Source organism: Corynebacterium sp. KPL2838, from assembly GCF_040225455.1.
Lineage (GTDB): Bacteria > Actinomycetota > Actinomycetes > Mycobacteriales > Mycobacteriaceae > Corynebacterium > Corynebacterium rhinophilum.
The window spans coordinates 35,460-61,063 of record NZ_JBEHFT010000004.1 but is presented as its reverse complement, the minus strand read 5'-3'; the positions used below and the strand labels follow the sequence as shown (position 1 = coordinate 61,063).

At 62.8% G+C, this 25,604-nt stretch carries 21 protein-coding genes; 10 read left to right on the top strand and 11 right to left on the bottom strand.

Annotated elements, in window-relative coordinates:
- Positions 1 to 11 precede the first annotated feature (11 nt).
- The gene (locus ABRP98_RS02420) at positions 12 to 842 is read left to right on the top strand and encodes a CE1 family esterase (protein WP_349857256.1); all 831 of its coding nucleotides are present in this window, start codon (positions 12 to 14) and stop codon (positions 840 to 842) included.
- 69 nt (positions 843 to 911) lie between these two features.
- A complete protein-coding gene (locus ABRP98_RS02415) occupies positions 912 to 2,126 on the top strand; it encodes an HNH endonuclease signature motif containing protein (RefSeq protein ID WP_349857254.1) in 1,215 nt (404 codons plus the stop codon).
- Positions 2,127 to 2,310: 184 nt separating this feature from the next.
- On the opposite strand, the gene rlmB is transcribed toward ABRP98_RS02415, so the two are convergent.
- Genes rlmB through ABRP98_RS02390 form a run of 5 tightly spaced genes read right to left on the bottom strand, consistent with a single transcriptional unit; the run spans position 2,311 to position 6,522 of the window.
- Positions 2,311 to 3,261: a 23S rRNA (guanosine(2251)-2'-O)-methyltransferase RlmB gene (gene rlmB / locus ABRP98_RS02410; protein WP_349857251.1), complete on the bottom strand. Its 951-nt coding sequence runs from the start codon at positions 3,259 to 3,261 to the stop codon at positions 2,311 to 2,313.
- 60 nt (positions 3,262 to 3,321) lie between these two features.
- Positions 3,322 to 4,728, bottom strand: coding sequence for a cysteine--tRNA ligase (gene cysS, locus ABRP98_RS02405; RefSeq protein ID WP_349857249.1), 1,407 nt, complete (start codon positions 4,726 to 4,728; stop codon positions 3,322 to 3,324).
- A gap of 31 nt (positions 4,729 to 4,759) precedes the next feature.
- Entirely contained in the window at positions 4,760 to 5,248 is a 489-nt protein-coding gene (ispF, locus tag ABRP98_RS02400; protein WP_349857247.1) for a 2-C-methyl-D-erythritol 2,4-cyclodiphosphate synthase, read from the bottom strand.
- Positions 5,241 to 5,966, bottom strand: coding sequence for a 2-C-methyl-D-erythritol 4-phosphate cytidylyltransferase (gene ispD, locus ABRP98_RS02395; protein ID WP_349857246.1), 726 nt, complete (start codon positions 5,964 to 5,966; stop codon positions 5,241 to 5,243). Before ispD ends, ispF begins: the two co-directional genes overlap by 8 nt.
- Positions 5,938 to 6,522, bottom strand: a complete 585-nt coding sequence (locus ABRP98_RS02390) for a CarD family transcriptional regulator (RefSeq protein ID WP_005279544.1) — start codon at positions 6,520 to 6,522, stop codon at positions 5,938 to 5,940. Before ABRP98_RS02390 ends, ispD begins: the two co-directional genes overlap by 29 nt.
- Positions 6,523 to 6,714: 192 nt before the next feature.
- Here ABRP98_RS02390 and ABRP98_RS02385 point away from each other — a divergent pair, with 192 nt between their 5' ends.
- Positions 6,715 to 7,314, top strand: a complete 600-nt coding sequence (locus ABRP98_RS02385) for a hypothetical protein (protein ID WP_349857245.1) — start codon at positions 6,715 to 6,717, stop codon at positions 7,312 to 7,314.
- Between the two features lie 86 nt (positions 7,315 to 7,400).
- Positions 7,401 to 8,765 (top strand): DNA repair protein RadA, encoded by a 1,365-nt coding sequence (gene radA, locus ABRP98_RS02380; RefSeq protein WP_349857244.1) that lies wholly within the window; start codon positions 7,401 to 7,403, stop codon positions 8,763 to 8,765.
- A gap of 147 nt (positions 8,766 to 8,912) precedes the next feature.
- Here radA and ABRP98_RS02375 read toward each other — a convergent pair whose 3' ends face one another.
- On the bottom strand, positions 8,913 to 9,620 hold the full coding sequence (locus ABRP98_RS02375) for a hypothetical protein (RefSeq protein ID WP_349857243.1): 708 nt from the start codon (positions 9,618 to 9,620) through the stop codon (positions 8,913 to 8,915).
- Between the two features lie 10 nt (positions 9,621 to 9,630).
- Positions 9,631 to 10,290, bottom strand: coding sequence for a carbonic anhydrase (locus ABRP98_RS02370; RefSeq protein WP_284782653.1), 660 nt, complete (start codon positions 10,288 to 10,290; stop codon positions 9,631 to 9,633).
- A 35-nt stretch (positions 10,291 to 10,325) separates the two neighbouring features.
- Between ABRP98_RS02370 and ABRP98_RS02365 the strand changes: the two genes are divergently transcribed.
- Positions 10,326 to 11,180: an HhH-GPD family protein gene (locus tag ABRP98_RS02365; protein WP_284850189.1), complete on the top strand. Its 855-nt coding sequence runs from the start codon at positions 10,326 to 10,328 to the stop codon at positions 11,178 to 11,180.
- A 40-nt stretch (positions 11,181 to 11,220) separates the two neighbouring features.
- On the opposite strand, the gene ABRP98_RS02360 is transcribed toward ABRP98_RS02365, so the two are convergent.
- A complete protein-coding gene (locus ABRP98_RS02360; protein WP_081443674.1) occupies positions 11,221 to 11,391 on the bottom strand; it encodes a DUF4236 domain-containing protein in 171 nt (56 codons plus the stop codon).
- Between the two features lie 122 nt (positions 11,392 to 11,513).
- The gene (locus tag ABRP98_RS02355) at positions 11,514 to 14,342 is read right to left on the bottom strand and encodes an ATP-dependent Clp protease ATP-binding subunit (RefSeq protein ID WP_349857241.1); all 2,829 of its coding nucleotides are present in this window, start codon (positions 14,340 to 14,342) and stop codon (positions 11,514 to 11,516) included.
- Between the two features lie 216 nt (positions 14,343 to 14,558).
- On the opposite strand from ABRP98_RS02355, the gene ABRP98_RS02350 reads away from it, so the two are divergent.
- On the top strand, positions 14,559 to 15,860 hold the full coding sequence (locus tag ABRP98_RS02350) for a serine/threonine protein kinase (RefSeq protein ID WP_349857240.1): 1,302 nt from the start codon (positions 14,559 to 14,561) through the stop codon (positions 15,858 to 15,860).
- A gap of 82 nt (positions 15,861 to 15,942) precedes the next feature.
- Here ABRP98_RS02350 and ABRP98_RS02345 read toward each other — a convergent pair whose 3' ends face one another.
- Entirely contained in the window at positions 15,943 to 17,364 is a 1,422-nt protein-coding gene (locus ABRP98_RS02345) for an MDR family MFS transporter (protein WP_349857239.1), read from the bottom strand.
- 97 nt (positions 17,365 to 17,461) lie between these two features.
- Between ABRP98_RS02345 and ABRP98_RS02340 the strand changes: the two genes are divergently transcribed.
- From ABRP98_RS02340 to crtI, 3 genes are read left to right on the top strand one after another with little or no spacing between them, the layout of a single operon-like run.
- Positions 17,462 to 18,871, top strand: a complete 1,410-nt coding sequence (locus ABRP98_RS02340) for a GuaB1 family IMP dehydrogenase-related protein (protein ID WP_349857238.1) — start codon at positions 17,462 to 17,464, stop codon at positions 18,869 to 18,871.
- 31 nt (positions 18,872 to 18,902) lie between these two features.
- Positions 18,903 to 19,745, top strand: a complete 843-nt coding sequence (locus ABRP98_RS02335) for a phytoene/squalene synthase family protein (RefSeq protein WP_349857237.1) — start codon at positions 18,903 to 18,905, stop codon at positions 19,743 to 19,745.
- A 25-nt stretch (positions 19,746 to 19,770) separates the two neighbouring features.
- Positions 19,771 to 21,354 carry a phytoene desaturase family protein gene (gene crtI / locus ABRP98_RS02330; protein WP_349857236.1) on the top strand — a complete coding sequence of 528 codons (1,584 nt, stop codon included), beginning with the start codon at positions 19,771 to 19,773 and terminating at the stop codon, positions 21,352 to 21,354.
- 369 nt (positions 21,355 to 21,723) lie between these two features.
- Here crtI and lysS read toward each other — a convergent pair whose 3' ends face one another.
- Entirely contained in the window at positions 21,724 to 23,301 is a 1,578-nt protein-coding gene (gene lysS, locus ABRP98_RS02325) for a lysine--tRNA ligase (protein ID WP_349857235.1), read from the bottom strand.
- Positions 23,302 to 23,491: 190 nt separating this feature from the next.
- Between lysS and ABRP98_RS02320 the strand changes: the two genes are divergently transcribed.
- Positions 23,492 to 25,594 (top strand): PhoX family protein, encoded by a 2,103-nt coding sequence (locus ABRP98_RS02320; protein WP_349857234.1) that lies wholly within the window; start codon positions 23,492 to 23,494, stop codon positions 25,592 to 25,594.
- Positions 25,595 to 25,604 lie beyond the last annotated feature (10 nt).

The window sequence follows — 25,604 nt, the reverse complement described above, 5'->3', positions numbered from 1 at the left end:
AATCGGCGGGCATGCATATTCATCGTCGCACCGCGGATGTGGCTGGCCACACCCGCCGCTTCATCGTCATCGAGCCCGAGGAGCTCGGGCCCCAGCCGGACTTACTGCTGTTTTTCCACGGCTCCCACCAGTCCGCCAACGTCATTCGCCGCTTTACCAACGGCACGGTGGACGCGCTTGCCGATGCCACCAATACCCTCGTCGTCTACCCCGACGGCATCGGCCACCACTTCAACGACACCCGCGCCGATCTGCCGGTCCGCGCCCGGGAGCTCGGGGTGGACGACGTTGCTTTTAGCACCTTCCTCATCGAGACCATGCAGCGCGAGTACTCCACCGCGCGCACCTTCGCCGCCGGCTATTCCAACGGCGGGCAGATGGTGCTGCGCCTGCTTTACGATGCCCCCTTTACCCTCACCCGTGCCTGCGTCTTCGCCTCCACGCTGGGCGAGGGGTCCAACCACGCGCCCACCCACCCCGATGGCTACCGGCCTACCCCGCTGCTTTTTATCCACGGCACCGAAGACCCGATTGTGCCCTATGATGGCGGGCTAGCCGGCATCGATGGGCAGCAAACCCGCGGGTGTGTGCTTTCTGCTCCCGCCACCGCAGAACACTTCGCACTCGCCAATGGCTGCCGCCCGCCCCGCGAAAGCCAGCCCATCCCCGGGATAACGTCCACCTACTACGACGGCGACTTTCCCGTGGAACTGTGGACCATGGAGGGCCTCGGGCACGTGATCCCCTCTAGCAAAGAAACGCCGCCGAGCATAGGACCAAATACGGATTCCTTCAATGCTGTGGATAAAGTCCGTGATTTCTTCGGCTTAGGTGACGCTTAAGGGCAGTTGTCCACAGGGAGGTGGGGCATCGGCTAGCGCGGGCTTGCGAGGCTCTTTAATCTCTGGGGCATGAACGCGCTGCAGACATTTCTCAAGGGCCTGGCACCCGGCATGGATATCATCGCCGACTGCCACGGCATGTCTGTGCGCGCGCTGATTGCGGCCGGGTGCCCCGATACCACCGCCACCCGCCTGCTCACGCTTGCCGAAACCTACTTCGGCACCACCGCCTTCCGCCGCCAACAACGCGAATCCATCGCTGCGAGCCGCTCCAACGGGCACAGCCTCACGGCATTGCTTACCATCGAGCGCCACGCCGCCAAGCTGAAGAAGAAGCGCGATGCCTGGGCGCTGCGGCGCGAATTGTGTGGGATGAAGGGAAAGGTCTCGGATATCGATAAGCGGGGCCGCGCCCGCGTCAAAGAGCTCAAGGGCCCCGTGAAGCGCCAGCCCGGCGTGAAGATTTATCGCCGCGCTGACGGCCCCTGGACAATGTCCATTACCGGCCCGTCCGCCGATATCGCCGATATGCACGCCGCGATTGATAAAGATGCCCCGCTTGCCTCCGTGCAGAATATCTTCCACGGCGAGGCCGCCGCCCGCCCCAGCGTGACGACCAATGTCGTACTCCGCCTCGACGAGCTCGATCGCATCGTCGATTTCGGCTCCGACCCCAAACCGGCCGCTGGCTCCAAGTCTGCCACTGGCAACAAGCCTGGCTCTAGCACTAGCCCTCAGCCCGGCTCGAGCTCCAACGCCCGCGTCGGCTCATCAGCCGGCACAAACTCGAAGCCCAGCGCCGATTCCGCCTCTGGCTCCCCTGACGGTTCCTGCTCCAATGCCGCTGCTGGCCCTGGCCTAGGCCCTGACTCTTACGGCGATGTCGTGGTCCAGCTGACCAATGGCGCCACAATGACCGGCGCTGAGCTGGTTCGACGGGCTTTTACCGAGCACGGCTACGTCACGCTCATTCATCCAGTGGAAGGCCCGGTAAACCTCTACCGCACCTCGCGCTTTGCTTCTGCAAAGCAACGCCTGATGGCAGCGGCCGAAAACCCGGTCTGCCCGTGGCCGGAGTGCCGCTACCCCGCCGATGAATGCCAGGTTCACCACCTCAATGCCTGGAAAAATGGTGGGGAGACCAACCCGCGAAACTTGACCATCGCCTGTCCGTACCACAATGGCGTGAACGACGACGATCCCAACGCCCCGCCCTTGCGCGGGCACTTAGCCCGGGTCAACGGAACCATCCGATGGCTGCCGCCCTGGGCAGATAATGATTAATCGTTGCGGCCTACAAAACTTCGCACCCAGAAGGTTGTGCCCGCAAAGGACCCAGCGCCCCTGACACTAGTTGCGCCGACAACCGCACCGGCGGCTGAGGAGGCGATTCTGCGTGCTCGACTTTGCCAGCACCGAACGTGGGTGGCGCTTATCCGTCGCGGCGAGCTGGCGCGGCGGGAATGGGTTACTTTTCGACGGCGCGGCGTTGGCGCGCGAACTCGGATAGCACCGAGCCCGCGGCAACGGAGGCGTTGAGAGACTCAACCCACCCGGTCATGGGAATGGACATGAGGACATCGCAGGTTTCGCTGACCAAGCGCGAAATTCCCTTGCCCTCGGAGCCGATGACGATGACCACGGGGTCCGTGCCGCCTTCATAGGTATCCAACGTGTGATCCCCGCCGGCGTCGAGGCCGACGACTTGGTAGCCGTTTTTCTGGAATTCCTTCACGGTGCGCGTGATATTCGTTGCGCGGGCGACCGGCAAACGGGCAGCGGTACCAGCCGAGGTGCGCCAGGCCACCGCGGTAACAGAAGCCGAACGGCGCTCTGGAATGATCACGCCATCGCCGCCAAAAGCGGCCACGGAACGGATGACGGCACCCAGGTTGCGCGGGTCAGTGATGTTATCCAGGATGACGAACATGCCGGGGCGCGGGTTCTCGGCGGCGTTGGCAATCAAATCCTCCACCGCGGCGTACTTGTACGGCGGAATATGCAAGCCGATGCCCTGGTGCATGCCATTTCCCGTCATGCGGTCCATCTCGTGGCGCTGGACCTCGATGATGGGGATATTGCGGGTATTGCACATGGACACTGCCTCGGAAAGCCGCTTATCATTGCGAGTTCCGGCAGCGATGTAGAGCGTGGTGGCCGGCACCTTGGCGTGCAGACACTCGATGACCGGATTGCGGCCCACCACCATCTCTGCGGTTTCTTTCTGGTGGCGCCCCGAGTTGCGGCGCTCACGCTCCAGCTTCGCCTTGTGCTTGGCGTGGTAGACGCGGTCCTCGGCCTTTGGGGTGGGGCCCTTGCCTTCTAGGCCCTTGCGGCGCTGGCCGCCGGAGCCTTTGGTAGCGCCCTTCTTATTCGTCTTGCGGATGCCCGCGCCACCGCGGCCATGGGTTCGTGCCATCGTTTCAGTCCTTTCGAGGAAACCGTTCAATAACCAGCGGAAATAACAGCGAAACGCTGCTTAGCGCTGGGTCAACGACCACGTGGGGCCGTCTGGGGTATCGGTAATGGTAATGCCGACGGTAGTGAGGCGGTCACGCACGGCATCGGCAGTAGCGAAGTCTTTTTCCGCGCGGGCCTGCGTGCGCCGTTCCAGTTCTGCCTGGACCAGCGCATCGAGCGCCGCGTCTGCCCCGCTAGCTTCGCCTCCATCTTCCCACTCCAGCGGATCAAATCCAAGTACGTGCGCCATCCCGCGCACCTGGGCAGCTTTCGCTCGGGCGGCGTCCTCGTCCCCGGCGGCCAGGTCCTTATTACCAGCGCGCACGGTGGTGTGGATAGCGGCCAGCGCCTTGGGCACGGCGATATCGTCATTCATGGCGTCCTCGAAGTCCGGCGTCCAATCGCCGCGTTCGACGCCTGCAAAGCGCTTGACGAAGTCCTCAATCCGCCGGTAGCCCGCCGCCGCCTCCGTCAACGCGGATTCGGAGTATTCCAGCACGGAGCGGTAATGCGCAGAGCCCAGGTAGTAGCGCAGCTCCACTGGGCGCACGAGCTCTAGCATGTTCGAGATGGAAAGCACGTTGCCGAGCGATTTCGACATCTTCTCGCCGGCCATCGTCACCCAGTGGTTATGCATCCAGTAATTGGCGAACTTATCGCCAGCCGCGTGCGATTGCGCGATCTCGTTTTCGTGGTGCGGAAATTGCAGGTCCAAGCCGCCGCAGTGGATATCGAAATTGGAACCCAGGTAGTACGTCGACATGGCAGAGCACTCCAAGTGCCAGCCCGGGCGGCCGCGGCCCCACGGGGTGGGCCAGCTCGGCTCGCCCGGCTTGGCGGCCTTCCACAGGGCGAAGTCCAGCGGACTGCGCTTGCCCGCGTTGTCTGACTCGCCCTGTTCCATCTCCTCGACGCGATTGCCAGAAAGCGCGCCGTAGTCGGATCCTTCCGCCTTGGTCCAGGCCTCGACGTCAAAGTACACGGATCCGGCCGCGCCATCGGGGGCGGGAACGGGGTAGGCAAAGCCGGCATCGATAAGCCGCTGCATGTACTCGACCATCTGGGTGACAAACCCCGTCGCGCGGGGCTCCACGGACGGCGGGAGCACGCCGAGCAGGTTATAGGCCTTGGTGAACTCGCGCTCGTAGGTGGACACCCACTCCCACCAGGGGCGATTATTCTCGGCGGCCTTGGTGAGAATCTTGTCATCGATATCGGTGACATTGCGCACGAGCGCGACGTCATAGCCTTGCGCGAGCAGCCAGCGGCGCAGGATATCGAAAGCCACGCCGGACCGCAGATGGCCGATGTGCGGCTGCGCCTGCGGGGTGGCGCCACACAAGTAGATGGAGGCGTGGCCGGGGCGAATCGGCTCGAAGTCGCGTTGGCTGCGGGTGGCTGTGTCAAAAATGCGCAAAGTACTCACGCCACCCAGTCTAAATCACCCGTGCGCGGGGTTAGTGTTGGCGCCGCCAGACAACGGCCGTTGCTACCGCCGCGCGGCCCTCTTTGCGGCCGGTAAAGCCCAAATGGTCGGTCGTGGTGGCGGAAATAGAAACATCCGCGCCGAGGATTTCCGAAAGCACGGCCTCGGCCTTCTCGCGACGCGGGCCCATCTTCGGCGTCTGGCCAATGAGCTGGGCTGCGGCATTGCCGATGATAAAACCTTCCGATTCCAGCAGCTCGCGGCACTCGCGCAGGAGCTGGGCGCCGGAGACACCATCGTATTCGGGCCGGCCCACCCCCACGAAGGAGCCGAGATCGCCGAGGTGGGAGGCGGAGAGGAGGGCATCGACAAGCGCATGGGCTACGACATCGCCGTCGGAGTGGCCTTCGCAGCCGGGGGCGTCATCGAAAAGCAGCCCGGCAATCCAGCAGGGCTTACCGGCTTCAATCTGGTGGGCGTCGGTCGCGATGCCGACGCGGGGGATGATGGGCTCAGTCATGCTGCTCCTCTGCAAGGGCGCGGGCCAGGGTCAGGTCCGTGGGGGTGGTGATTTTGAAGGCGAGGATATCGCCCGGCACGGTCTCCACGCGCTGGCCGTGCCATTCCATCAGGCTGGCATCGTCCGTGGCGGTGAAATCCGGCTGCTTGCGCCAATAATCCAGGTTGGCCTGACGCAGCGCGGCGAGGCGGAAACCTTGCGGGGTCTGCACGGCGCGCAAGCAGGCGCGATCGGGGGTGCCGATGACGGTGTCACCGGCGACCTCCTTGATGGTATCGGTCACGGGAACCACCGGAATGACGGCGGGCGCACCGGCAAGAACGCGCCGCGCCACCCGCTCGACCATCGCGGTGGGCGTAAGCGCACGGGCGGCATCATGGATGAGCACCACGGCATCCTCGTCCGGAATTGCCTGCAGGCCGGCCCAAATGGAATCGGCGCGCTCGCCGCGCCCATGCACCAGGCGCACCGGGATATCTGCGCCCACGCGCTTGACGATGCCCCCAGCTTCCCCCTCCATAGCCGGGCTCACCACCGCAATGACCTCGTCCACGAGGCCGGAGTTGGCCATGGTGCGTATGGATCGCTCCAGCAGGGTGCGCCCGTGCAGTTCGACGTAGGCCTTGGGCACCTGCGCGCCGAGGCGGGTGCCTTGCCCGGCCGCGGCGATTAAGGCGATAACGCGGGGTTTAGTCTTCGTCGTCGAAGGAGAGGTCATCGAGATCGATGTCGTTGTCGATATCGGTGGTAATGGACTGATCATCGACCAAGCCGGCGGCGCGGTGGCGCTCGATGGTGGCGTCGATTTCTTCCATCATGGTATCGGCCTTTTTGTCATCGACCGGCTGCGCCAGCGCCAGCTCGCCCACCAGGATGGTGCGGGCCTTGCCCAGCATGCGCTTCTCGCCGGCGGACAGGCCGCGGTCCTGGTCGCGGCGCCAGAGATCGCGCACCACTTCTGCCACCTTGTTGATATCGCCGGACGCAAGGCGCTCCTGGTTGGCCTTGTAGCGACGGGACCAGTTGCCGGCCTCTTCCACGTCTTCATCGCGCAGCACGGAGAAGACCTTTTCCAGGCCCTCCTTACCCACGACATCGCGCACGCCGACGTTATCCGCATTCTTCTTAGGTACGCGGACGACGAGATCGGATTGGTTGATGTGCAGCACGAGGTATTCCAGCTCTTCGCCGCCCATTTCGCGGGTTTCGATATCCTCGATGACCGCCGCGCCGTGGTGCGGGTAGACGACGACCTCGCCGACCTTATATTCCATTGCCACTCCTTATAATCCCGTGAATATGCCGATAGCTAAGGCCGTCATTTTATCACGCGCGCCCTGCCCACCACCGGATGCCCCCGATTACCCCCACGGACTACCCGCTAGGTTAGCGAGAAACTGTGTACTTTATATCGAAAGGGACTAGGCTAAAGATTTGATAAGCCCTGAGATCGCAATTGATGGAGGATGCTCAACGTGCAGTCCCTGAAGTCCGCCGCCCGTCGCGGTGCCATTATTTCCGTTACCGCCGTCTCCGCTTTGGCGCTGGCTTCTTGCTCGGCAGGCCACGTCGCCCAGACGGCAGAGAAGGTAGCTGCGGTTGATGGCGCTTCTGCCAGCACCGATGACGATAAGATTGCCGTCCGCGATGTCACCATCCTGGCTGAGCCAGACGGTGGCGCCGCGTTGAAGTTCAACGCCGTCAACCAGGGCTATGAAACCGATGTCATCACCTTGAAGTCCGTGAAGGTCGACGGCCAAACCGTCGAGATGAAGCAGACCCAGCCGCTCAAGCGCGATCACTCCATCGTGGCGGACTCCCAGGAGAACCTGGACGCCACTCCGGATCACGATTCCGAGACCGTACAGTACGTGGCCACCCACCTGGATAACGATGACTTTGGCTACGCCGGCCACCGCCCGGTAACCTTCGAGTTCTCCAACGGCTCCATCGAGGTCGACGCCACCGTCGCCGTCTCCCAGATGGAGTCCGGTAAGTACGACCGCGATGTGGAATCCCCAGAGGGCTACACCACCGACGCGAATACCGGTGACTCGCACCACTAAAAGCCCCCACCGCACGCGCGCCCTGCTCTCCCCGTGGAGCACGGGCGCGTTCGTTGTTTTTCCCGCCACGTTCTAGGCTCTACACCATGGCCAAAAAATCTCGCCCCGTCCACACCTGCTCTGAATGCGGTTATGTCTCCCCCAAGTGGCTCGGGCGCTGTCCCGATTGCGGTTCGTGGGGGACGATGGAGGAAAAGGCACCGGTGGTGGCGGGGGCATCGGCAAGCGGCGGGCAGGCAAGCGTGGCACCCACGAGCCCGGTACAGCCCATTACGCAGGTGGGCGCGCAGGCGACGAAGACGGTGCGCACGGGCATCGGCGAGCTCGACCGCGTGCTGGGCTCCGGTATCGTGCCAGGGTCCGTGGTTCTTATGGCCGGTGAACCCGGTGTAGGCAAATCCACGTTGCTTCTCGAGGTCGCCTCCCGATGGGCCCAGCTCGACCGCACCGTCCTCTACGCCACCGCCGAGGAATCCGCCGGCCAGGTCCGCGCCCGCGCCGAACGCACCGGGGCGCTGCAAGAATCGCTGTACCTCGCGGCGGAGTCCAACCTGGATGCCGTCTTTGGGCACGTCGATGCCATCAAGCCCGGGCTCATCATCGTGGACTCCGTGCAGACCATGCATGCAGTGGGGGTAGAAGGCGTGCCCGGCGGCGTCGCGCAATCGCGCGCCGTGACCGCGGCGCTGACCTCGCTTGCGAAATCCACCGGCATCCCCGTGCTGCTGGTAGGGCACGTGACCAAGGACGGAAACGTGGCGGGACCGCGGGTTTTGGAGCATCTTGTCGATGTCGTCCTAAACTTCGAGGGCGACCGGCAGTCCAGCCTACGCATGCTGCGCGGGATGAAAAACCGCTTCGGCGCGACCGATGAGGTAGGTTGTTTCGAGCAAACCGCCGGGGGTATTCGGGAGGTCGCGGACCCGTCGGGGCTCTTCCTCTCCCACCGGGGCACGACGCCGGATGGCTCCGCGGTGACCGTCGCCATGGACGGCGTGCGGCCCATCCTCGCCGAGGTCCAGGCGCTGACCGTGGACCCCGTGGCGAAGAACCCGCGGCGCGTGGTCACGGGACTCGATGCCAACCGCGTGCCCATGGTGCTCGCCGTATTGCAGGCGCGCGCCGGCCAGCGCACGAACGATAAGGATGCTTATGTGGCCACGGTGGGCGGCATGCGGATTACCGAAACCGCAACCGACCTCGCGGTGGCGCTGGCTACCTGGTCCTCGCTGCACGAGCAGCCGCTGCCGGCGAAGACGGTGGTCATCGGCGAGGTGGGCTTGGCCGGCGAGCTGCGGCCCGTGCCGAATATTGAGCGGCGCCTGCAGGAGGCGGCGCGGCTGGGATACAAGCGGGCGATTGTCCCACGCGGGGAAATCAACCCCGTGGACGGCATGCAGGTGCGCCAAGTCGCAACGCTTGGCGAGGCCCTCGCCGCAGTCCAGCCGTAGTTCAACCGTAACCGGTGACTGGTTCTTGCCGAGCTGTTGCCGAGGGGAGGGCGCTCCGGCGGCGCGGACTCCCACGCGGGATGCTTCCGCCCGAGCAGATAACGCGCGGGTTGGTTCCGCGCGGCCGACTGTAAGGAGGCCGCGCGCTTAGCGGAGGGTGAAGTCCTGCGGCGGGGAGGAATTATCGCCGATGACAGTGTGGGCGAAGTAGGCACCCGGCTCGGCGGTCGGGCGGTCGGTGCACTTGCCCGGTTCGGATGCCTGGCGGGACCATTCAGCCTCGAATTTCAGGTCCTTGCCCGCGGGGAAGGTCTGCTCACCGGTCTGCACGGAAGCGTAGCAATCGGTATCGGACCATACGCGCTGGTTATCGGTCATCTTGTAGACCTCGAAGCGCAGCGAGTTCTCATCTAGGTCGATTTTGCAATCCGCGGCGGTGGGGTTGGTGACGGTCATGAAGAACTTCGGCAGCTCGCCGTCCGGCACGGAGTAGTTGAGCATGGAGGTGCGCACCTCCAAGTCCTCAAGCGAGCAGGTGTCCTTCGCAGCGTGCACGGATTCCTCGGGCTCCTTGCTTTCCGATGCCCCCTCTTCCCCATCCTTGGCTTCCGACTCGGAGGCAGATTCGGATTCGCTCGTCGAATCCGTGGACGTGGTTGCGGATTCGCTGGTGGTTTCGGCGGACGTGGTTGCCGCCGAAGACTCTGAGGACGCGGCAACGGAATCGTCGCTATCGCCGCCAAAGGCGGCAACCGCCGCCCAGATCAGCACCACGGCCAGGACGATCACGATGATAAGCGCGGCAACCCGGCGGCGCTTATAGATCTCTTCTGGAAGGGGCTTTTTCTGGTTCACGCACTCAATTTTAAGTGGTAGACGCCCCTGGATCCGCTAAGCCGGCTCCGCGTGTCAACTCCACGCCGTAGGAGTGCAATGGCTCCACGCGCGATTCTTCGAGGAGATAGCGGGCGCCGACGATGCCGAAGGAGCCATCGTCAAGCTGCTTGCGCACATTAGGGATGCTGGCCACGACCTGGGTGACGGTTTGGAGGGTGTGTTGACGCTCGACATCGGCAAGCGTGGCATCTGGGCCCGCAGTCCAAGCGGACGTCGCGACCTTCTCGATGATGGGCCGCTGCAGACCGATGGGCAGCTCGCCGCCGCGCACAAAATCCACCGCGGCCGCCACCGCACCGCAGGACTGGTGGCCTAAGACCACCAGCAGGTTGGGGTGCAGGTGGTCGAGCGCATAGTCCAAGGAAGCCAGCACGGAGGCGTCCAGGATGTGGCCGGCGGTGCGGATGACGAAGGCATCGCCGAAACCGATATTGAAGATGTGCTCGATGGGCGCGCGGGAATCCGAGCAAGCCAGGACCACCACGCGGGGATCCTGGCCCTTGGTGAGCCCGTCACGCTCATAAATCTTGTTGAGATCCATGATGGTGCCGTCGATGACGCGCTGGTTTCCGGCCTGGAGGGCCTCCCAGACGGCTTGCGGCTCGTGGGCAACGTTACTTAATGGCATGAACTATATTTTAATGCCCTAGACTGTCCTGCGAGATGGATACGCACGCACTTCTTTCCTGGTTTGACGCCAATGAACGCGATTTGCCCTGGCGGTGCCCCGGTACCTCCGCCTGGGGAGTGCTCCTTTCCGAGGTCATGAGCCAGCAGACCCCCGTCGCCCGCGTCGCCCCCGTGTGGGAGGAATGGATGCGGCGCTGGCCCACCCCCGCGGACTTCGCCCAAGCCTCCCGCGCCGAGGTGCTGCGCGCCTGGGGCAAGCTCGGCTACCCGCGGCGCGCGCTGCGGCTCTGGGAGTGTGCGGGGGTAATGGACAAGGTTCCATCAGACGTGGATGAGCTGCTCGCACTGCCTGGAATCGGCGACTACACCGCCCGCGCCGTGGCGTGCTTTTACTTTGGCCAGAACGTGCCGGTGGTCGATACCAACGTGCGCCGCGTCTATGCCCGCGCCGAGGACGGAAATTTCCTCGCCCCGTCGCCCTCCAAGCGCGAGCTCGCCGCTGTGGCCGCCCTCTTGCCCGAGCGCAACGGGCCGCGGTTTTCTGCTGCGCTCATGGAGCTCGGCGCACTGGTGTGTACGGCGAAAAATCCCGATTGCAAGCGTTGTCCCCTGCGCGCGACGTGTGCCTGGCAGCTCGCCGGGTGCCCCGAGCCTTCCGCCGCGGAACAAACCCGCGCGAAAAAGCGCGTGCAAAAATTTGCTGGGACCGATAGGCAGGTGCGCGGCAAGATTCTAGACGTGCTGCGCGCCGCCGATCACCCAGTGCCGCAGTCCGCTATCGACGTGGTTTGGCCCGATGCCGCGCAACGTTCCCGCGCGCTGGCTTCGCTGCTTGACGATGGCCTCGCCGAGCAAAACTCCGCCGGCCTCTTCCACCTGCCGGTTTAACCTCCCGCCGGGCCTATCAGCGTTGAAGCACAGAGAATCGTTAACGCCAACGGCCGCGGAAGTTGAGCCCGCCAGGGAGGTTGACCCACATGCCGCCGCGAGAATTAAAGGTCACCGGACCAATCTTCGTGGACATGGAAGCACCGGATCCGGAGATGTTAATCCAGCTATTCTTGCCGGTCTTTTTGCGCGAACGATACTGAAGTCCCATAACCGGTCATTTTAGCAATACCCCCGTGCACCACGCTGGGCACATACGAAAAACCACCCAGGGTTCGCGGTGGAACCGTGGGTGGTTATGCAAGCCGGGGCGGGGCGAGCCGAGCCGATTAGTTACATCGGCTGGCCAGCACCTGCTGGTGGCGGGTTCTTGCCATCGTCGTCGGAGTTACCGGGGCTCGGCTTTTCCGAAGGCACATCCGGGGAAATGACATCCGGCTCGCCGTTGGTGTCGATGCCGTCATTGTCGGAACCGGAACCGCTGCCCTTCGGACCGTTGCCGTCGCCGTTGTCGCCGTCGGAATCGGAGTCATCCGAATCGGAACCGTCGGAGGGGTCGTTGTCGCGAACGGAGGCATCGGCAAGCGAAGGCTCATCGATGTCATCCGGCAGCGGCTTCGGGCGCGGGGTGAAGGTGAACGTAGCGCCGGAGTCGTCCTTGGACTCGCCGTCCCAGCCTTCGACGTCGACCGAGATGATCTCGCCGGCGCCAATCTCGCCGAAGAGGATCTTCTCCGAGAGCTGGTCCTCGATATCGCGCTGAATGGTGCGGCGCAACGGACGAGCACCAAGAACCGGGTCGAAGCCGCGCTGGGCCAGGAGGTTCTGGGCCTTATCGGTGAGCTCGATGCCCATATCGCGCTCCTCCAGCTGGGTACCCACGCGGTCAATGAGCAGGTTAACCATCTGCACGATCTGCTCGCGGGTGAGCTGGTGGAAGACCACGACGTCATCGATACGGTTCAGGAACTCGGGGCGGAAGTGCTTCTTCAGCTCGTCGTTGACCTTTGCCTTCATCCGCTCGTACTGGGCGTCCGAATCGTTCTCGCTGGCGCCGGTAAAGCCCAAGCCCACCGGCTTCGAGATGTCCTGGGTACCCAGGTTCGAGGTGAAGATGAGGACGGTGTTCTTGAAGTCGACGACGCGACCCTGGCCATCGGTAAGCCGGCCATCTTCCAGCACCTGCAGCAAGGTGTTGTAGATCTCCTTGTGGGCCTTTTCGATCTCATCAAAAAGCACCACGGAGAATGGCTTGCGGCGAACCTTCTCGGTCAGCTGGCCGCCTTCTTCGTAGCCAACGTATCCCGGAGGAGCACCGAAGAGGCGGGAGGCGGTGAAGCGGTCGTGGAACTCGCCCATATCGATTTGGATGAGGTCATCATCCGAACCGAAGAGGAAGTTAGCCAGCGACTTCGACAGCTCGGTCTTACCCACACCGGACGGGCCGGCGAAGATGAAGGAACCGGAAGGACGGCGTGGATCCTTGAGGCCTGCACGGGTGCGGCGGATGGCGCGGGAGACGGACTTGACCGCCTCGTCCTGGCCAATGATGCGCTTGTGCAGCTCTTCTTCCATGTTGAGCAGGCGGGAAGATTCCTTCTCCGTCAGCTTCAGCACGGGGATGCCGGTCCAGTGCGCCAGAACCTCAGCAATTTGGTCCTCGCCCACCTCGGCGATTTCCTCCAGGTCACCGGAGCGCCATTGCTTTTCCTTCTCGGAGCGCTCCTCGCCCAGCTTGCGCTCGTCATCGCGCAGGCCGGCGGCCTTTTCGAAGTCCTGGGCATCGATAGCCGCTTCCTTTTCCCGGCGAACCTCTGCGATGCGGTCATCGACCTCGCGCAGGCCCTTCGGGGCGGTCATGCGCTTGATGCGCATGCGGGCACCGGCCTCATCGAGGAGGTCGACGGCCTTATCCGGCAAGAAGCGGTCATTGATGTAGCGGTCCGCCAGCTGCGCGGCAGCGTGCAGTGCCTCATCGGTGTAGGACACGCGGTGGTGCGCCTCGTACTTATCGCGCAGGCCCTTCAGGATGAGGAAAGTATCATCCAGCGAAGGTTCATCGACCTGCACCGGCTGGAAACGACGCTCCAGCGCGGCATCCTTTTCGATGTGCTTGCGGTACTCATCCAGGGTGGTAGCACCGATGGTCTGTAGCTCACCGCGGGCAAGCTTGGGCTTGAGCAGCGAAGCAGCGTCGATGGCACCTTCGGCGGCACCGGCACCGACGAGGGTGTGAATCTCGTCGATGAACAAGATGATGTCACCGCGCTGATTAATTTCCTTAAGAACCTTCTTCAGGCGTTCCTCAAAGTCACCCCGGTAGCGGGAACCGGCGACCAAAGAACCCAGGTCAAGCGAGTAAAGCTGCTTGTCCTTAAGGGTTTCTGGGACCTTGCCGTTGACAATGTCCAGCGCCAAGCCCTCAACCACAGCGGTCTTACCAACACCGGGCTCACCGATGAGCACCGGGTTGTTCTTGGTACGGCGGGAGAGCACCTGCATGATGCGCTCAACCTCAGACTCGCGACCAACGACGGGGTCTAGCTTGCCGTCCTTGGCTGCCTGGGTGAGGTTGCGGCCGAACTGGTCCAGCACGAGCGAGTTGGAGCGCTCGCCCGAGCCGCCGGAACCACCGCGTCCGCCGGCACCGGCGCCGGAACCTGCGCCCGCGCCGATGGGGCCTGGGGTCTGGTTCGAGTCGCCGCCGCCTTCTTGCTGGCCGCCCTCGTAGCCGGACAGTAGCTGGATAACCTGCTGGCGCACGCGCGGCAGATCAGCGCCGAGCTTCGTCAGCACCTGTGCGGCAACGCCGTCGCCCTCACGGATAAGTCCGAGCAGGAGGAACTCCGTGCCGATGTACTTGTGACCCATCTGCAGGCCCTCGCGCAAGGACAGCTCAAGGACCTTCTTAGCGCGCGGGGTAAAAGGAATGTGGCCGGTGTGCGGCTGGCTGCCCTGGCCGATGATCTCCTCTACCTCACGGCGCACGTCCTCCAAGGAAATGCCCATGGACTCTAGAGCCTTGGCAGCTACACCTTCTCCCTCGTGGATAAGGCCGAGCAGGATGTGCTCGGTTCCGATGTAGTTGTGGTTAAGCATGCGTGCTTCTTCTTGCGCCAAAACGATGACGCGACGAGCACGGTCTGTAAACCTCTCGAACATGACTCCCCTAAACTTTCGCTTCTAATGTGGTACCCACTGTAACGCCGCACGCCCCAAAGGATTTCCTCTTTTTGGCCCCCATCGCCCTATAAACGGCCCAAACCGCCCATACTCGCAGCTCACATGGGTGTACGCCGGTAGCGAACAGGGCCTTTTTGCCCTAGAATCTTCTTCATTCTCCCTGTCGTCTCGTAGATACAAAGGAATAAAATAGCCGTGCCGCACCTTCCCGAATTCTTTGCTTCCCAGCACAACCTGCACGAAAAGGCAGTGCTGGATGAGGGGTCCAACTCCACCCTTTTTGCCGTGGAGGATGGCTCCACGCACGAGGAATTTACGGTGGAGATCTTTGCGGCGGGGGTAGAGGGCATCGTCAAGGCCTCTACCGCCTTGCACGGCCTGCACCACCCCGCGCTCGCCGCCCTGGTGGGCTCTGGCACCACCGCGGATGGCCAGGAGTTCTTGGTCCGCAAGGGCTGTAAGGGCACAGCCTTGCCCGCGCTTGCCGATGCCCCCACCAAACTCCGCGCCCAAGAAATCCTCACCCCCGTGGCCGGAGCGGTGGATTTCCTGATTAGCCGCAACCGCGCGGATTTCGCCGTCCATGGACTCAAGGCCGAGCGCGTTTTCGTGGATGAGGATAAAGAGGTCGCCGTCCTCGCCGCCGCTGGCCCAGGCGGTGCAAGCACGGCGGAGGAAACCGCCGAGAAAGATTCGGAAAAGGCGAAGAGCGCGACGGGTGCCGATGCGGTCCGCGCCTTCCAAGAACTCGTTACCGCCACGTGTCCTTCTTTTAAACCCGACAAGGATTTCTCGAGCGCTAAAGAGGTCGTTAAGGCGCTGCGCCCCGAGCGGGATCTCGATACCTCACAATTCCCGCCGGTGCAGGCCGCAGAGCCCGAGTCCCAGCCGCAACAACAGTTCCCGCCACAACCGCAGCAACAGTTCCCACCGCAGAACCAGGCCGGGCCGCAGTATCAACAGCAATACCAGCAGCAGTACCAGCAACAGCCGATGCCGCCGATGAATGCGGCCCCGCCAAAGAAGAAGGGCAAGGGCGGGCTCATCGCGCTCATTTCTGTTTTGGCCGTCATCGCGGTGGCCGCCGCGGGCGCGTTGTGGTTCTTCCTGTCCTACCCCAGCTGGGATGACAAGGAAAAGAACTTGGCGGATGCTTATCCGAGCCTGATCGGCTCGCGCAGCGGCCAAGACGGCGCGCTCGGTGCGGAGTGTTCCTCCCGCGCCCCAGAGGATGGACAAGAAGCGAAGATCACCTGCTCGGGCGATGGTTTCAACTACACCGCCGCCTACTACCCCAGTGTGGAAGAACGCGATGCCGTCCTCCCAAACACTGACCCAGTAGAGCTATCCAACGATAAGTGCACCATCCAAAGCTACGAGGCCTCAACGGATCCGCAGACCTACGTTATGGCCGTGGAAGGTACCCAGTCCATCTTCATGGTGTGGGGCGATAATGCCGAATCCGCGCGGCTAAAGCTACCGCTGTGCGCGCAGTAGGCGCCGGAGGAGAGCTGGCGAGGCTGACCGGTCCGCGCTCTCCCGGCAGGGGTTACTCCGCTCGGCGCTAGTCCGCGCGGCGCTAGTCGGCGGCGGGCACGCGCTTGAGCAGCGGCGCTAGCACGAGCACGAAAAGCGAGAGCACGCCGGCGAAAAGGAAGGCCCAGTGCGCGCCTTGGGCGGTGGCGGCGGCCTCGCTCATGCCCTCGGCTTGGCCGGACTTGGTGCCGCTGGTCAAAAAGGCCACGAGGAAGGCGGTACCCGCCGCGCCGGCGAGCTGCTGCAGCGTATTCAAGATGGCAGAGCCGTGGGAGTAGAGGTCATCGGGAAGCGAGGACAGCGAGACCGTCATCAGCGGGGTCATCATGAGCGCGATGCCCACGGCGAACAGGACATGCATGCCGATGACCATCCATACCTCACTGTTTTCTGTCAGCAGGGTCATCAGCCAGATGCCGGCAGAAAACATGATGGCGCCAGGAATCAACAGGGGCCGGGGGCCAAGGGCGTCATAAATCCGCCCCACAATCGGGGATATCCCGCCCTGCAAGAGGCCGCCCGGCATGACCACGAGGCCGGTGACCAGCGAGGATACCGCCAGCGAGGTCTGCAGATAAATGGGCAAGATATTCACCGTACCCAGCAGCAGGGCGAACATGAGCAGCATGGCGATGACCGCGAGGGTGAAATTGCGGACCTTAAACGGGCGCAGGTCCAATAGCGCGCGGTTTACCTTGGCCAACCGGTGTTGGCGCACGGTAAAGGTGATGAGGGCGAGGATGCCGAGGAGGAATAGGAGGGCATCGGCAAGCGAGCCGCCCTCCACCATCTTTTCGATGGACGATAAGCCATAAATGAGCCCGCCGAAGGCCAGGGCGGATAAGAATACCGACGGAATATCGAGCGGGGTATCCCTGCGTTCACCCACGTTGACTAGGCGGAAGTAGCCGGCGATGCTAATGGCGGCGATGAGCGGGACCATGGTCCAGAAGATGACGTGCCAGGTCGCCATGCTCAAAATGAACCCGCCAACGGTGGGGCCCAAGGCCGGCGCCACGGAGATGACCACGGTGATAATGCCCATGACGGTGCCGCGGCGCTGCGGTGGAACGAGCGTCATGGCCACGGTCATAAGGGTGGGAATCATCAGCGCGGTACCGGCGGCCTGCAGCACGCGGCCGGCAAGGAGCAGCCCAAAGGCCGGGGCGAGGGCCGCCAACACCGTGCCCGTGAGGAAAACGCCGGTAGAGGCGCCAAAAATCTGCCGGGTGGTGAATTTATCCATCAGGAACCCGGTGGTGGGAATGACCACACCCATGGTGAGCAAGAAGCCGGTCAGCAGCCACTGCGCGGAAGTCGCCGGGATGGAGAAATCCGCCATGATGGTGGGCAGCGCCACCGAAAGCGCGGTTTCGTTCAAAATCATCACCATCGCGGAGAGCACCAAGATGGTGAGGTTGGCTATGACCTCTGCGGAGATTTTCGGAGCGGGATTCTGAGACACCAGATCAGGATACTGAGTTGGCTCAACCTGCAAAACTTGGGGCGTATGATTTAGATGTCTTTTCCTGCACCCTCGATTCACGTTAGGCAATCCCACAGTGCATTTCCTCAATGATTCCCGCCCGCCCTACGAGCTGACCTACTCGGATGTTGGCTCGCGGCAGGCGGTCGACCTCACCGCGGCCGATGGCACGGGCAATACGATTCCGCTCATCGTGGCGAATATGACCGCGGTGGCCGGCCGCCGTATGGCAGAGACCATCGCCCGACGCGGCGGCATGGTCATCCTGCCGCAGGATCTCAGTCTGGAGGCCGCGGCGGAAACGATCGCCTCGGTAAAAGCCGCCGACCTAGTCTATGACACCCCTATCACCATCAAGCCGCACCACACGGTGGGCTATGCCAGCAACCTGTTGCACAAGCGCGCCCACGGCGCGGCCATCGTGGTCGACGGCGCACTGCCGGTGGGCATCATTACGCCGAAGGATCTGCGCGGGCAGGATAATTTCACCGCCGTGGGCGAGCTCATGACCACGGATTTGGTGACCCTGCCGGTGGGCATCGACCCGCAGGAGGCCTTTACCCGCCTGCGCGCAACCTCGCGCAAGCTCGCCCCGGTGGTCAATCCGGATGGCACGCTGGCGGGCATTTTGACGCGCAAGGGTGCGCTGCGGGCGACGATGTATCAGCCGGGCATCGACAAGCAGGGGCGCCTGCACATCGGTGCTGCGGTGGGCATTAATGGCGACGTTGAGGGCAGGGCGCGGGCGCTTGCCGATGCCGGCGCTGACGTCCTCGTCATCGATACCGCCCACGGGCATCAAGACAGCATGCTGGCGGCGCTGCGCAAGGTCAAGGCCCTGGATCTGGGCCTGCCGATTGCCGCCGGTAACGTGGTCACGGCCGCCGGTGTGCGCGATCTGGCCGCGGCGGGCGCGGATATTATCAAGGTCGGCGTGGGCCCCGGCGCGATGTGCACCACCCGCATGCAAACCGGCGTGGGCCGCCCGCAGTTTTCCGCCGTGCTGGAGTGTGGGGCCGCAGCCCGCGAGGTTGGTGCGCACGTGTGGGCCGATGGCGGCGTGCGCGATCCCCGCGACGTGGCCCTGGCGCTGGCCGCAGGCGCGTCCAATGTGATGATTGGCTCCTGGTTCGCCGGCACCTTTGAATCCCCCGGTGACCTGCACAAGGACGCCGATGGCTCGTTCTACAAGGAATCGTTCGGCATGGCCTCGCGCAGGGCGGTGCGCGGGCACAATTCCGCTACCGAGGCCTTTGAGCGCGCCCGCCGCGAGATGTTTGAAGAGGGCATTTCCACCTCCCGCATCTACCTCGATCCGGAACACGGCGGCGTGGAGTACTTGGTGGACCGCATCATCTCCGGCGTGCGCTCGTCCTGCACCTACGCCGGGGCCGATTCGCTGGCTAGCTTCCACGAGCGCGCCACCGTGGGTGTGCAATCGGCCGCCGGCTTTGCCGAGGGCCAGCCGCGGGCCACCAACCGCTAGGACGCTTTGGGCGCGTGCTACTTTTGCAAGTATGTTGACTCGCTATGACCAGGCGGCCTCGCGCGCGGCCGCGCAGGTTATGGGGCAGTATTCCACCAGTTTTTCCCTGGCCACGCGCCTTTTGCGCGGGCGGGTGCGCGAAGACATCCGCCACCTTTATGCCGTGGTGCGCATCGCGGACGAGCTTGTCGATGGCACCGCTGACCAAGCCAGCATCGATGCCGCCGCCGCGCTCGACGCCTACGAGGCCGCTATCTTGGCGGCGCCGGAGAAAAGGCTGCACACCGATCCCGTCGTGCACTCCTATGCCATTACCGCTAGGCGCTGCGGCTTCCAGCGCGAGCACCTCGTGGCCTTTTTCGATTCCATGCGCGCCGACCTTAACCAGCGGGAGTATTCCGCCGCGGAACTCGCCGAGTATATCTACGGCTCCGCCGAGGTCATCGGCCTATTGTGCGTGCAAGTCTTCCTAGCGGAAGAGACCGTCTCTGCCGCCGACCGCGCCGCGATGGACCGCGGTGCGCGCCACTTGGGCTCCGCGTTTCAAAAGATTAACTTTCTGCGGGACCTGGGCGAGGACTCCTCGGTCCTCGGCCGGGCCTATTTCCCGCAGGCTGCTGGTGGCGTGCTTTCCGAGGCCGCCAAATCCGCCCTCATCGCCGAAATCCGCCGCGAGCTCGCCGCCGCCGAAGAAGCCATTAACCTCTTGCCGCTTTCCGCCCGCGTTGGCGTGCGCGCGGCCGCCGATATCTTTGCCGAGCTCACCAACCGGCTCGCTGCTACCCCCGCCGCGGAGTTAAACACCACCCGCATATCCGTGCCGAATCGCACCAAGGCGTGGCTAGCCGCCCGCGCGGTGCGCGCGGTTCGATAGTGCACCGAGTACTAAGGAGAACATCATGCACGCCGTCGTCATCGGGGCCGGCATCGCCGGCCTTGCCACCGCTGCCCTCCTCGGAAAAGAGGGCTACGAGGTTACCGTCGTAGATTCCCTAGACGAGGTAGGCGGGCGCGCGGGCAGCTATTCGGAGGCTGGGTTCCGCTGGGACACCGGACCGTCCTGGTACCTCATGCCGGATGCCTTCGACCACTTCTTTTCCCTCTGCGGCACCTCGACAGAAAAGGAACTGGATCTGGTGGGACTCTCACCGGATTACCGCGTATATACCGGCGGCCCCGCCGAATCCGCTACTGGCACCGGCTCGCGCCCTACCCCCGTGGATGTTCATTCCGGGACCGATAACGTGGCCCAACTCTTCGAGTCGCTAGAACCAGGCGCGGGCAGCCAGGTGCGCACCTATTTGGCAGCTGCCAGCGACGCCTACCACGTAGCGCTCGATCACTTTTTGTACACCACCTTTTCGGCGCCGTTGAACCTGGTGCATGCAGATATTCGGCATCGGCTAGCGCGAATTGCAGCGCTGCTTACTACCAGTTTGCAAAAGCACGTCAACGGGCAATTTTCGGATACGCGCCTGCGCCAGATTCTGAGCTACCCAGCGGTTTTTCTCTCCTCCGAGCCTGCCGCGGCCCCAGCACTGTATTCCCTTTTAAGCCATACTGACCTGGTAGAAGGCGTGCGCTATCCCCTCGGCGGATTCCACGCAGTGGTGCAGGCGATTTACCGCCAAGCAGAAAAATTCGGCGCCACGTTCCGCTTGGGTGAAGAGGTCACCGCCATCACCACCGCCGGCGGATCCTCCGCCCGCGCCACCGGCGTCCGCACAACGAACGGGCACATCGATGCCGATATTGTGGTCTCCGCCGCGGATTTGCACCATACCGAAAATCAGCTGCTGCCCCGGAAGCTGCGCACCTATCCGGAGCGCTACTGGGCCCGCCGCAATCCGGGGCTGGGCACCGTGGTCGTTCTCGCCGGCGTAAAGGGGAAGCTCCCGCAGCTAGCTCACCACACCTTTTTGTTCAGCCAGGACTGGGACCCCGATTTCCGCGCGGTCTTTTCCGCACCGGAAGCGCAACGCCCCCTCGGCGCCTCTGAGTCCATCTACATTTCGAAGGTTTCGGCCACCGACGCGGATGTGGCACCAGAAGGCCATGAGAACTTATTCTTCCTCATCCCAGTACCCGCTGCAGAAGCCTACGGGCACGGCGATGCCTACCATCCCGAGGCTTCCCCGCGCGTTGCTGCTATTGCCGATGCCGCCCTCGACCAACTTTCCCGCACCGCCGATATTCCTGACCTCCGCGAGCGAATCACCATCACGCGTAGCCTTGGACCAGCCGATTTTGCCGAGCGCTATCACTCCTGGTCAGGTGGAGCTTTGGGGCCGGCACATACGCTATTTCAATCTGCGTTCTTCCGCGGGCGCAATGCCTCGCGCAAGGTGGCCGGCCTCTACTACGCCGGTGCGACCACCGTGCCGGGCGTCGGCGTGCCGATGTGCCTGATTTCTGCAGAAAACATCATCAAGCGTCTGCGTGATGACCGCTCCGCTGGCCCGCTTCCCACAGATGATGCCTGAGGCCGCTCGCCGGCTCGTTCTCCACTTGCCGCAGCGAGGCGTCCGATGCGCAACTCCTCCCGTTCGGCCTCGATTGTGGATCCTCTGATGTGCAAACTTCTGATGCGCATCCTCCGATGCAATAGGTCCTCGGTGATAACTGAGCAAACTCGGCCCTGAGATGTAGCTTTTTCGCTCAGATATCACCGAGGAGGTTGCACTTTTGTGAAACCGATAGAACTAGGCAGAAGTAGGCGTGCAACTCGGGCTGCGAGGCACACGCGGCGGGTGCAATGGGCAAACAAAAAGGCTGCAGCCAAAGGAAGGCTGCAGCCGGTAACTAACGGGTGCCTGCGTGGGCGGGCACCGAGTGGGGGCGCCGGGTATGGGCTACTTCTGTTCCGGCTTTACCAGCGGGAAGAGCACGGTTTCACGGATGCCTAGGCCGGTCAGGGCCATGAGCAGGCGGTCCATGCCCATGCCGGTACCGGCCGTCGGCGGCATACCCTGTTCCATCGCGGCCAGGAAGTCCTCGTCCAAGACCATGGCTTCCTCATCGCCGCCGGCGGCAAGGCGGGCTTGGTCCTCAAAGCGCTCGCGCTGGACGACGGGATCGACAAGCTCCGAGTAGCCGGTGGCCAGCTCGAAGCCGCGTACGTAGAGGTCCCACTTTTCGGTCACGCCGGGCTCGGAACGGTGCTGGCGGGTTAGCGGGGAGGTCTCGACCGGGAAGTTCTTCACAAAGATGGGGCCTTCCAGTTGGTCCTCGCACAGGACCTCCCAGATTTCCTCCACCAGTTTGCCGTGGCCCCAGCCTTCGCCCTGCGGCACGTCGAGACCGATGACCTTGGCAATACCTTTAAGGGTCTCCACATCGGTATCGATGGTGACCTCCGGCTGACCGGGGAACTTGCGCTGCAAGGCCTCATTCAGGGAAGGATACATCTCGATTTCGGGCCATTGCTCGCCGCCGAAGTCGAAATCGGTGCCATCGGCAAGCGTGACGGTGGTAGAACCAAAGACCTCGCGGGCCACGGACTGGATGGACTCGCGGGTCATGCGGGCGCAATCATTGTAATCGCCCCAGGCGGCGTAGGTCTCCAGCATGGCGAACTCCGGCGAGTGGGAGCGGTCCACACCCTCATTGCGGAAGTTGCGGTTGATTTCAAAGACGCGGTCGATGCCACCGACGACGGCGCGCTTCAAGTACAGCTCCGGAGCAATGCGCAGGTAGAGGTCAATATCGAGCGCATTGGAGTGGGTGATAAACGGGCGAGCGGCCGCACCACCGTGCAGGGTCTGCAGCATCGGGGTTTCGATCTCTACAAAGTCCTGGCCTTCCAGGTAATTGCGCAGCGCACGCATGACCTTCACGCGCACCATGGCGTTCTTGCGGGCCTCTTCGCGGATAATGAGGTCGTTATAGCGCTGGCGCACGCGGGTATCTTCAGCCATATCCGCGAAGGACACCGGCAGCGGGCGCAGGGACTTGGCCGCCATGGTCCATTCCTCAGCCATGATGGACAGCTCGCCACGGCGGGACGCAACCACGTGGCCGCTAACGGAGACGAAGTCGCCCAAATCCACATCGGACTTCCAGGCATCGAGGCGCTCCTTGCCCACCTTGGCCTGCGAAAGCATGGCCTGCATCTGGGTGCCATCGCCGTCCTGCAAGGTGGCAAAGCACAGCTTGCCGGTATTGCGCATGAAGATAAGGCGGCCGGCAATAGCGTGGGTGACCTCGGTTTCCTCACCAGCGGCCAGGTAGGTCACGCCCTCTTCATTGCTCGGCTCTTCGCCCTCGGCCACTACGCGGAAATCATGGCGCAATTCCTTGAGGGAGATAGTGCGCTCGACGGATACCGGGTAGGCCTCCACGCCGGATTCGAGCAGGCGATCGCGCTTCTCGCGGCGGATGCGCAGCTGCTCAGGGACATCGTTTACTTCATTATTCTTCTGCTCGCTCACGTTAGCCTAGGGTAGTCGATCCCGCCCGCTACCCGCGATTTGGCCCATAGCGCCCCTACCCCGGGAAAGATTTACGCATAGTTCACTTCGCTGTCACCTCAAGGCCAACGCACTGTTGCTGGCATCCCCTTATATATATGGCTGACCCCATGTCTTATCAATATTTTCGACCTTCTTTGGAGCAGTAATAATGGCGCTTAAAGGCCGCAACCTTCTCTCTAGTCTCTTCGCATCCTCTCGTTCCAGCTTGACGTGCACCTACAAGTGCGGCAATGCCTGCTTCGGTGAATGTGAGAACAAGTCTGATAACCCATACTTCGGTGACCAGTTCTCCCGCCGTACCGCTCTGCGCGCGGGCAGCTTGTCCGTAGTAACCGTCGGCGGCGGCGCCGCGTTGGCTGCCTGCTCCAACCCGGATGAAGTCTCCAATGAAGCCTCTTCCTCCGAGGCCAAGGGGGGCAAGACTTCCGAGGCCAATGTAGAACTCACCTCCGCAGAGGGTATGAAGTTTGACCCAGTTGAGCCGAACGAAAAGGACGAAGTAGTCATCCCGGATGGCTATAAGCAGTCCGTTCTCATCGCCTGGGGAGACCCGCTGTTCAAGGATGCGCCAGAGTTTGATGATAAGAACCAGACGGCCGAGGCCGCCGAGAAGCAGTTCGGCTTCAATAACGACTTCGCCGGACTTATCGAGCACCCGGATGATGACAATCGCCTTATCTACGTCTGCTCCCACGAGTACACCACCGAGCCGCAGATGTTCCCCAACTACGATGCGGATAACCCCACCGAAGAGCAGGCCAAGATTGGTTGGGCGGGCCACGGCCACTCCATCGTGGAGGTGTCCAAGGTGGGCAATACCGGTGAACTCAAGCGCGAGTTTGGTCCGCTTAACCGCCGCATCACCGCCACGACCGAGTTCACTCTGGTTGGCCCAGCAGCCGGCTCCGAGTTTGTGAAGACCTCCGCCGATAAGACCGGCAAGCAGGTCAAGGGCACCCTGAATAACTGCTCCGGCGGCATCACTCCGTGGAACACCATGCTCTCCGGCGAGGAGAACTTTGACCAGTACTTCGCTCACGCCAACCTGGATGACAAGAAGGCACAGGAATCCCTTGAGCGCTTCGGCATGGAAGATGGTGAATCCGAGCGCAAGTGGGAGCGCTTTGATAAGCGCTTCGACGTCTCCAAGGAACCGAATGAGCCCAACCGCTTCGGCTGGATCGTAGAAATTAACCCACTGGACCCGGAGTCCACCCCGGTCAAGCACACCGCGCTTGGACGCTTCAAACACGAGGCCGGCAATATTCACATCGCTTCCGATGGCACCGTCGTGTGCTACTCCGGCGATGACTCCCGCTTCGAGTACATCTACAAGTTCATCTCCACCAAGAAGTACGAAGAAGGCAACATCGAGCACAACCTCAGCATCTTGGACCACGGCACCTTGTACGTGGCCAAGATGGAAGGCAACTCCCCAGAAGATGAGATCGACGGTTCCGGCGTACTGCCAGAGGACGGTGCCTTCGACGGCGAAGGTAAGTGGATCAAGCTGCTGACCTCCGATACGGAGAACAACAAATTCGAGTCCCACGTCGATGGCATGTCCGCCGAAGAGGTTGCCGTCTACACCCGCGAGGCCGCCGATAAGGTGGGCGCTACCAAGATGGACCGCCCTGAAGATATGCAGGTCCACCCAGACTCTGAGAAGGTCTACGTGGCCCTGACCAATAACTCCTACCGCGGTGCTACCGGCGAAAACGCCAAGAAGAACAAGGAAGATCCGATGGAGTGGGCTCCCGTCAAGGAAAATAAGAACGGTCTGGTCATGGAGATTGAAGATGACCACGCTGGTGAAAAGTTCACCTGGAATCTCTTCCTGGTCTGTGGCGATCCGAAGGAGGCCAATACCTACTTCGGTGGCTTTGACAAGGAGAAGGTATCCCCAATTTCCTGCCCGGATAACTTGGCCTTTGATAACCACGGCAATATGTGGATTTCCACCGACGGCAACGCGCTCGAGTCCAACGACGGCCTCTACGCCGTAACCACCGAGGGCGATACCCGCGGTGAGCTCAAGTGCTTCCTGACCGTGCCGGCGGGCGCCGAGACCTGCGGCCCCATCGTCACCGATGAGCGCGTGATGGTCAACGTCCAGCACCCAGGCGAAACCGATGACGCCACCTTTGAAAAGCAAACCTCCCACTGGCCAGAGGGGGGCACGTCCACCCCACGCCCAGCAGTGGTTGTGGTGTGGAAGAAGGACGGAAATATCGGCGTCGATAAGAATTAAACGCCACTCG

Bases quoted from the DNA above. Each gene is read 5' to 3' on its own strand.
- ABRP98_RS02420 (WP_349857256.1), top strand. From the start codon at position 12: ATGCATATTCATCGTCGCACCGCGGATGTGGCTGGCCACACCCGCCGC.
- ABRP98_RS02320 (WP_349857234.1), top strand. From the start codon at position 23,492: ATGGCGCTTAAAGGCCGCAACCTTCTCTCTAGTCTCTTCGCATCCTCT.
- ABRP98_RS02385 (WP_349857245.1), top strand. From the start codon at position 6,715: ATGCTCAACGTGCAGTCCCTGAAGTCCGCCGCCCGTCGCGGTGCCATT.
- rlmB (WP_349857251.1), bottom strand. From the start codon at position 3,261: ATGGCACGAACCCATGGCCGCGGTGGCGCGGGCATCCGCAAGACGAAT.
- crtI (WP_349857236.1), top strand. From the start codon at position 19,771: ATGCACGCCGTCGTCATCGGGGCCGGCATCGCCGGCCTTGCCACCGCT.
- ABRP98_RS02390 (WP_005279544.1), bottom strand. From the start codon at position 6,522: ATGGAATATAAGGTCGGCGAGGTCGTCGTCTACCCGCACCACGGCGCG.
- ABRP98_RS02415 (WP_349857254.1), top strand. From the start codon at position 912: ATGAACGCGCTGCAGACATTTCTCAAGGGCCTGGCACCCGGCATGGAT.
- ABRP98_RS02360 (WP_081443674.1), bottom strand. From the start codon at position 11,391: ATGGGACTTCAGTATCGTTCGCGCAAAAAGACCGGCAAGAATAGCTGG.
- ABRP98_RS02335 (WP_349857237.1), top strand. From the start codon at position 18,903: ATGTTGACTCGCTATGACCAGGCGGCCTCGCGCGCGGCCGCGCAGGTT.
- radA (WP_349857244.1), top strand. From the start codon at position 7,401: ATGGCCAAAAAATCTCGCCCCGTCCACACCTGCTCTGAATGCGGTTAT.
- ABRP98_RS02370 (WP_284782653.1), bottom strand. From the start codon at position 10,290: ATGCCATTAAGTAACGTTGCCCACGAGCCGCAAGCCGTCTGGGAGGCC.
- ABRP98_RS02365 (WP_284850189.1), top strand. From the start codon at position 10,326: ATGGATACGCACGCACTTCTTTCCTGGTTTGACGCCAATGAACGCGAT.
- ispF (WP_349857247.1), bottom strand. From the start codon at position 5,248: ATGACTGAGCCCATCATCCCCCGCGTCGGCATCGCGACCGACGCCCAC.
- ABRP98_RS02355 (WP_349857241.1), bottom strand. From the start codon at position 14,342: ATGTTCGAGAGGTTTACAGACCGTGCTCGTCGCGTCATCGTTTTGGCG.
- ispD (WP_349857246.1), bottom strand. From the start codon at position 5,966: ATGACCTCTCCTTCGACGACGAAGACTAAACCCCGCGTTATCGCCTTA.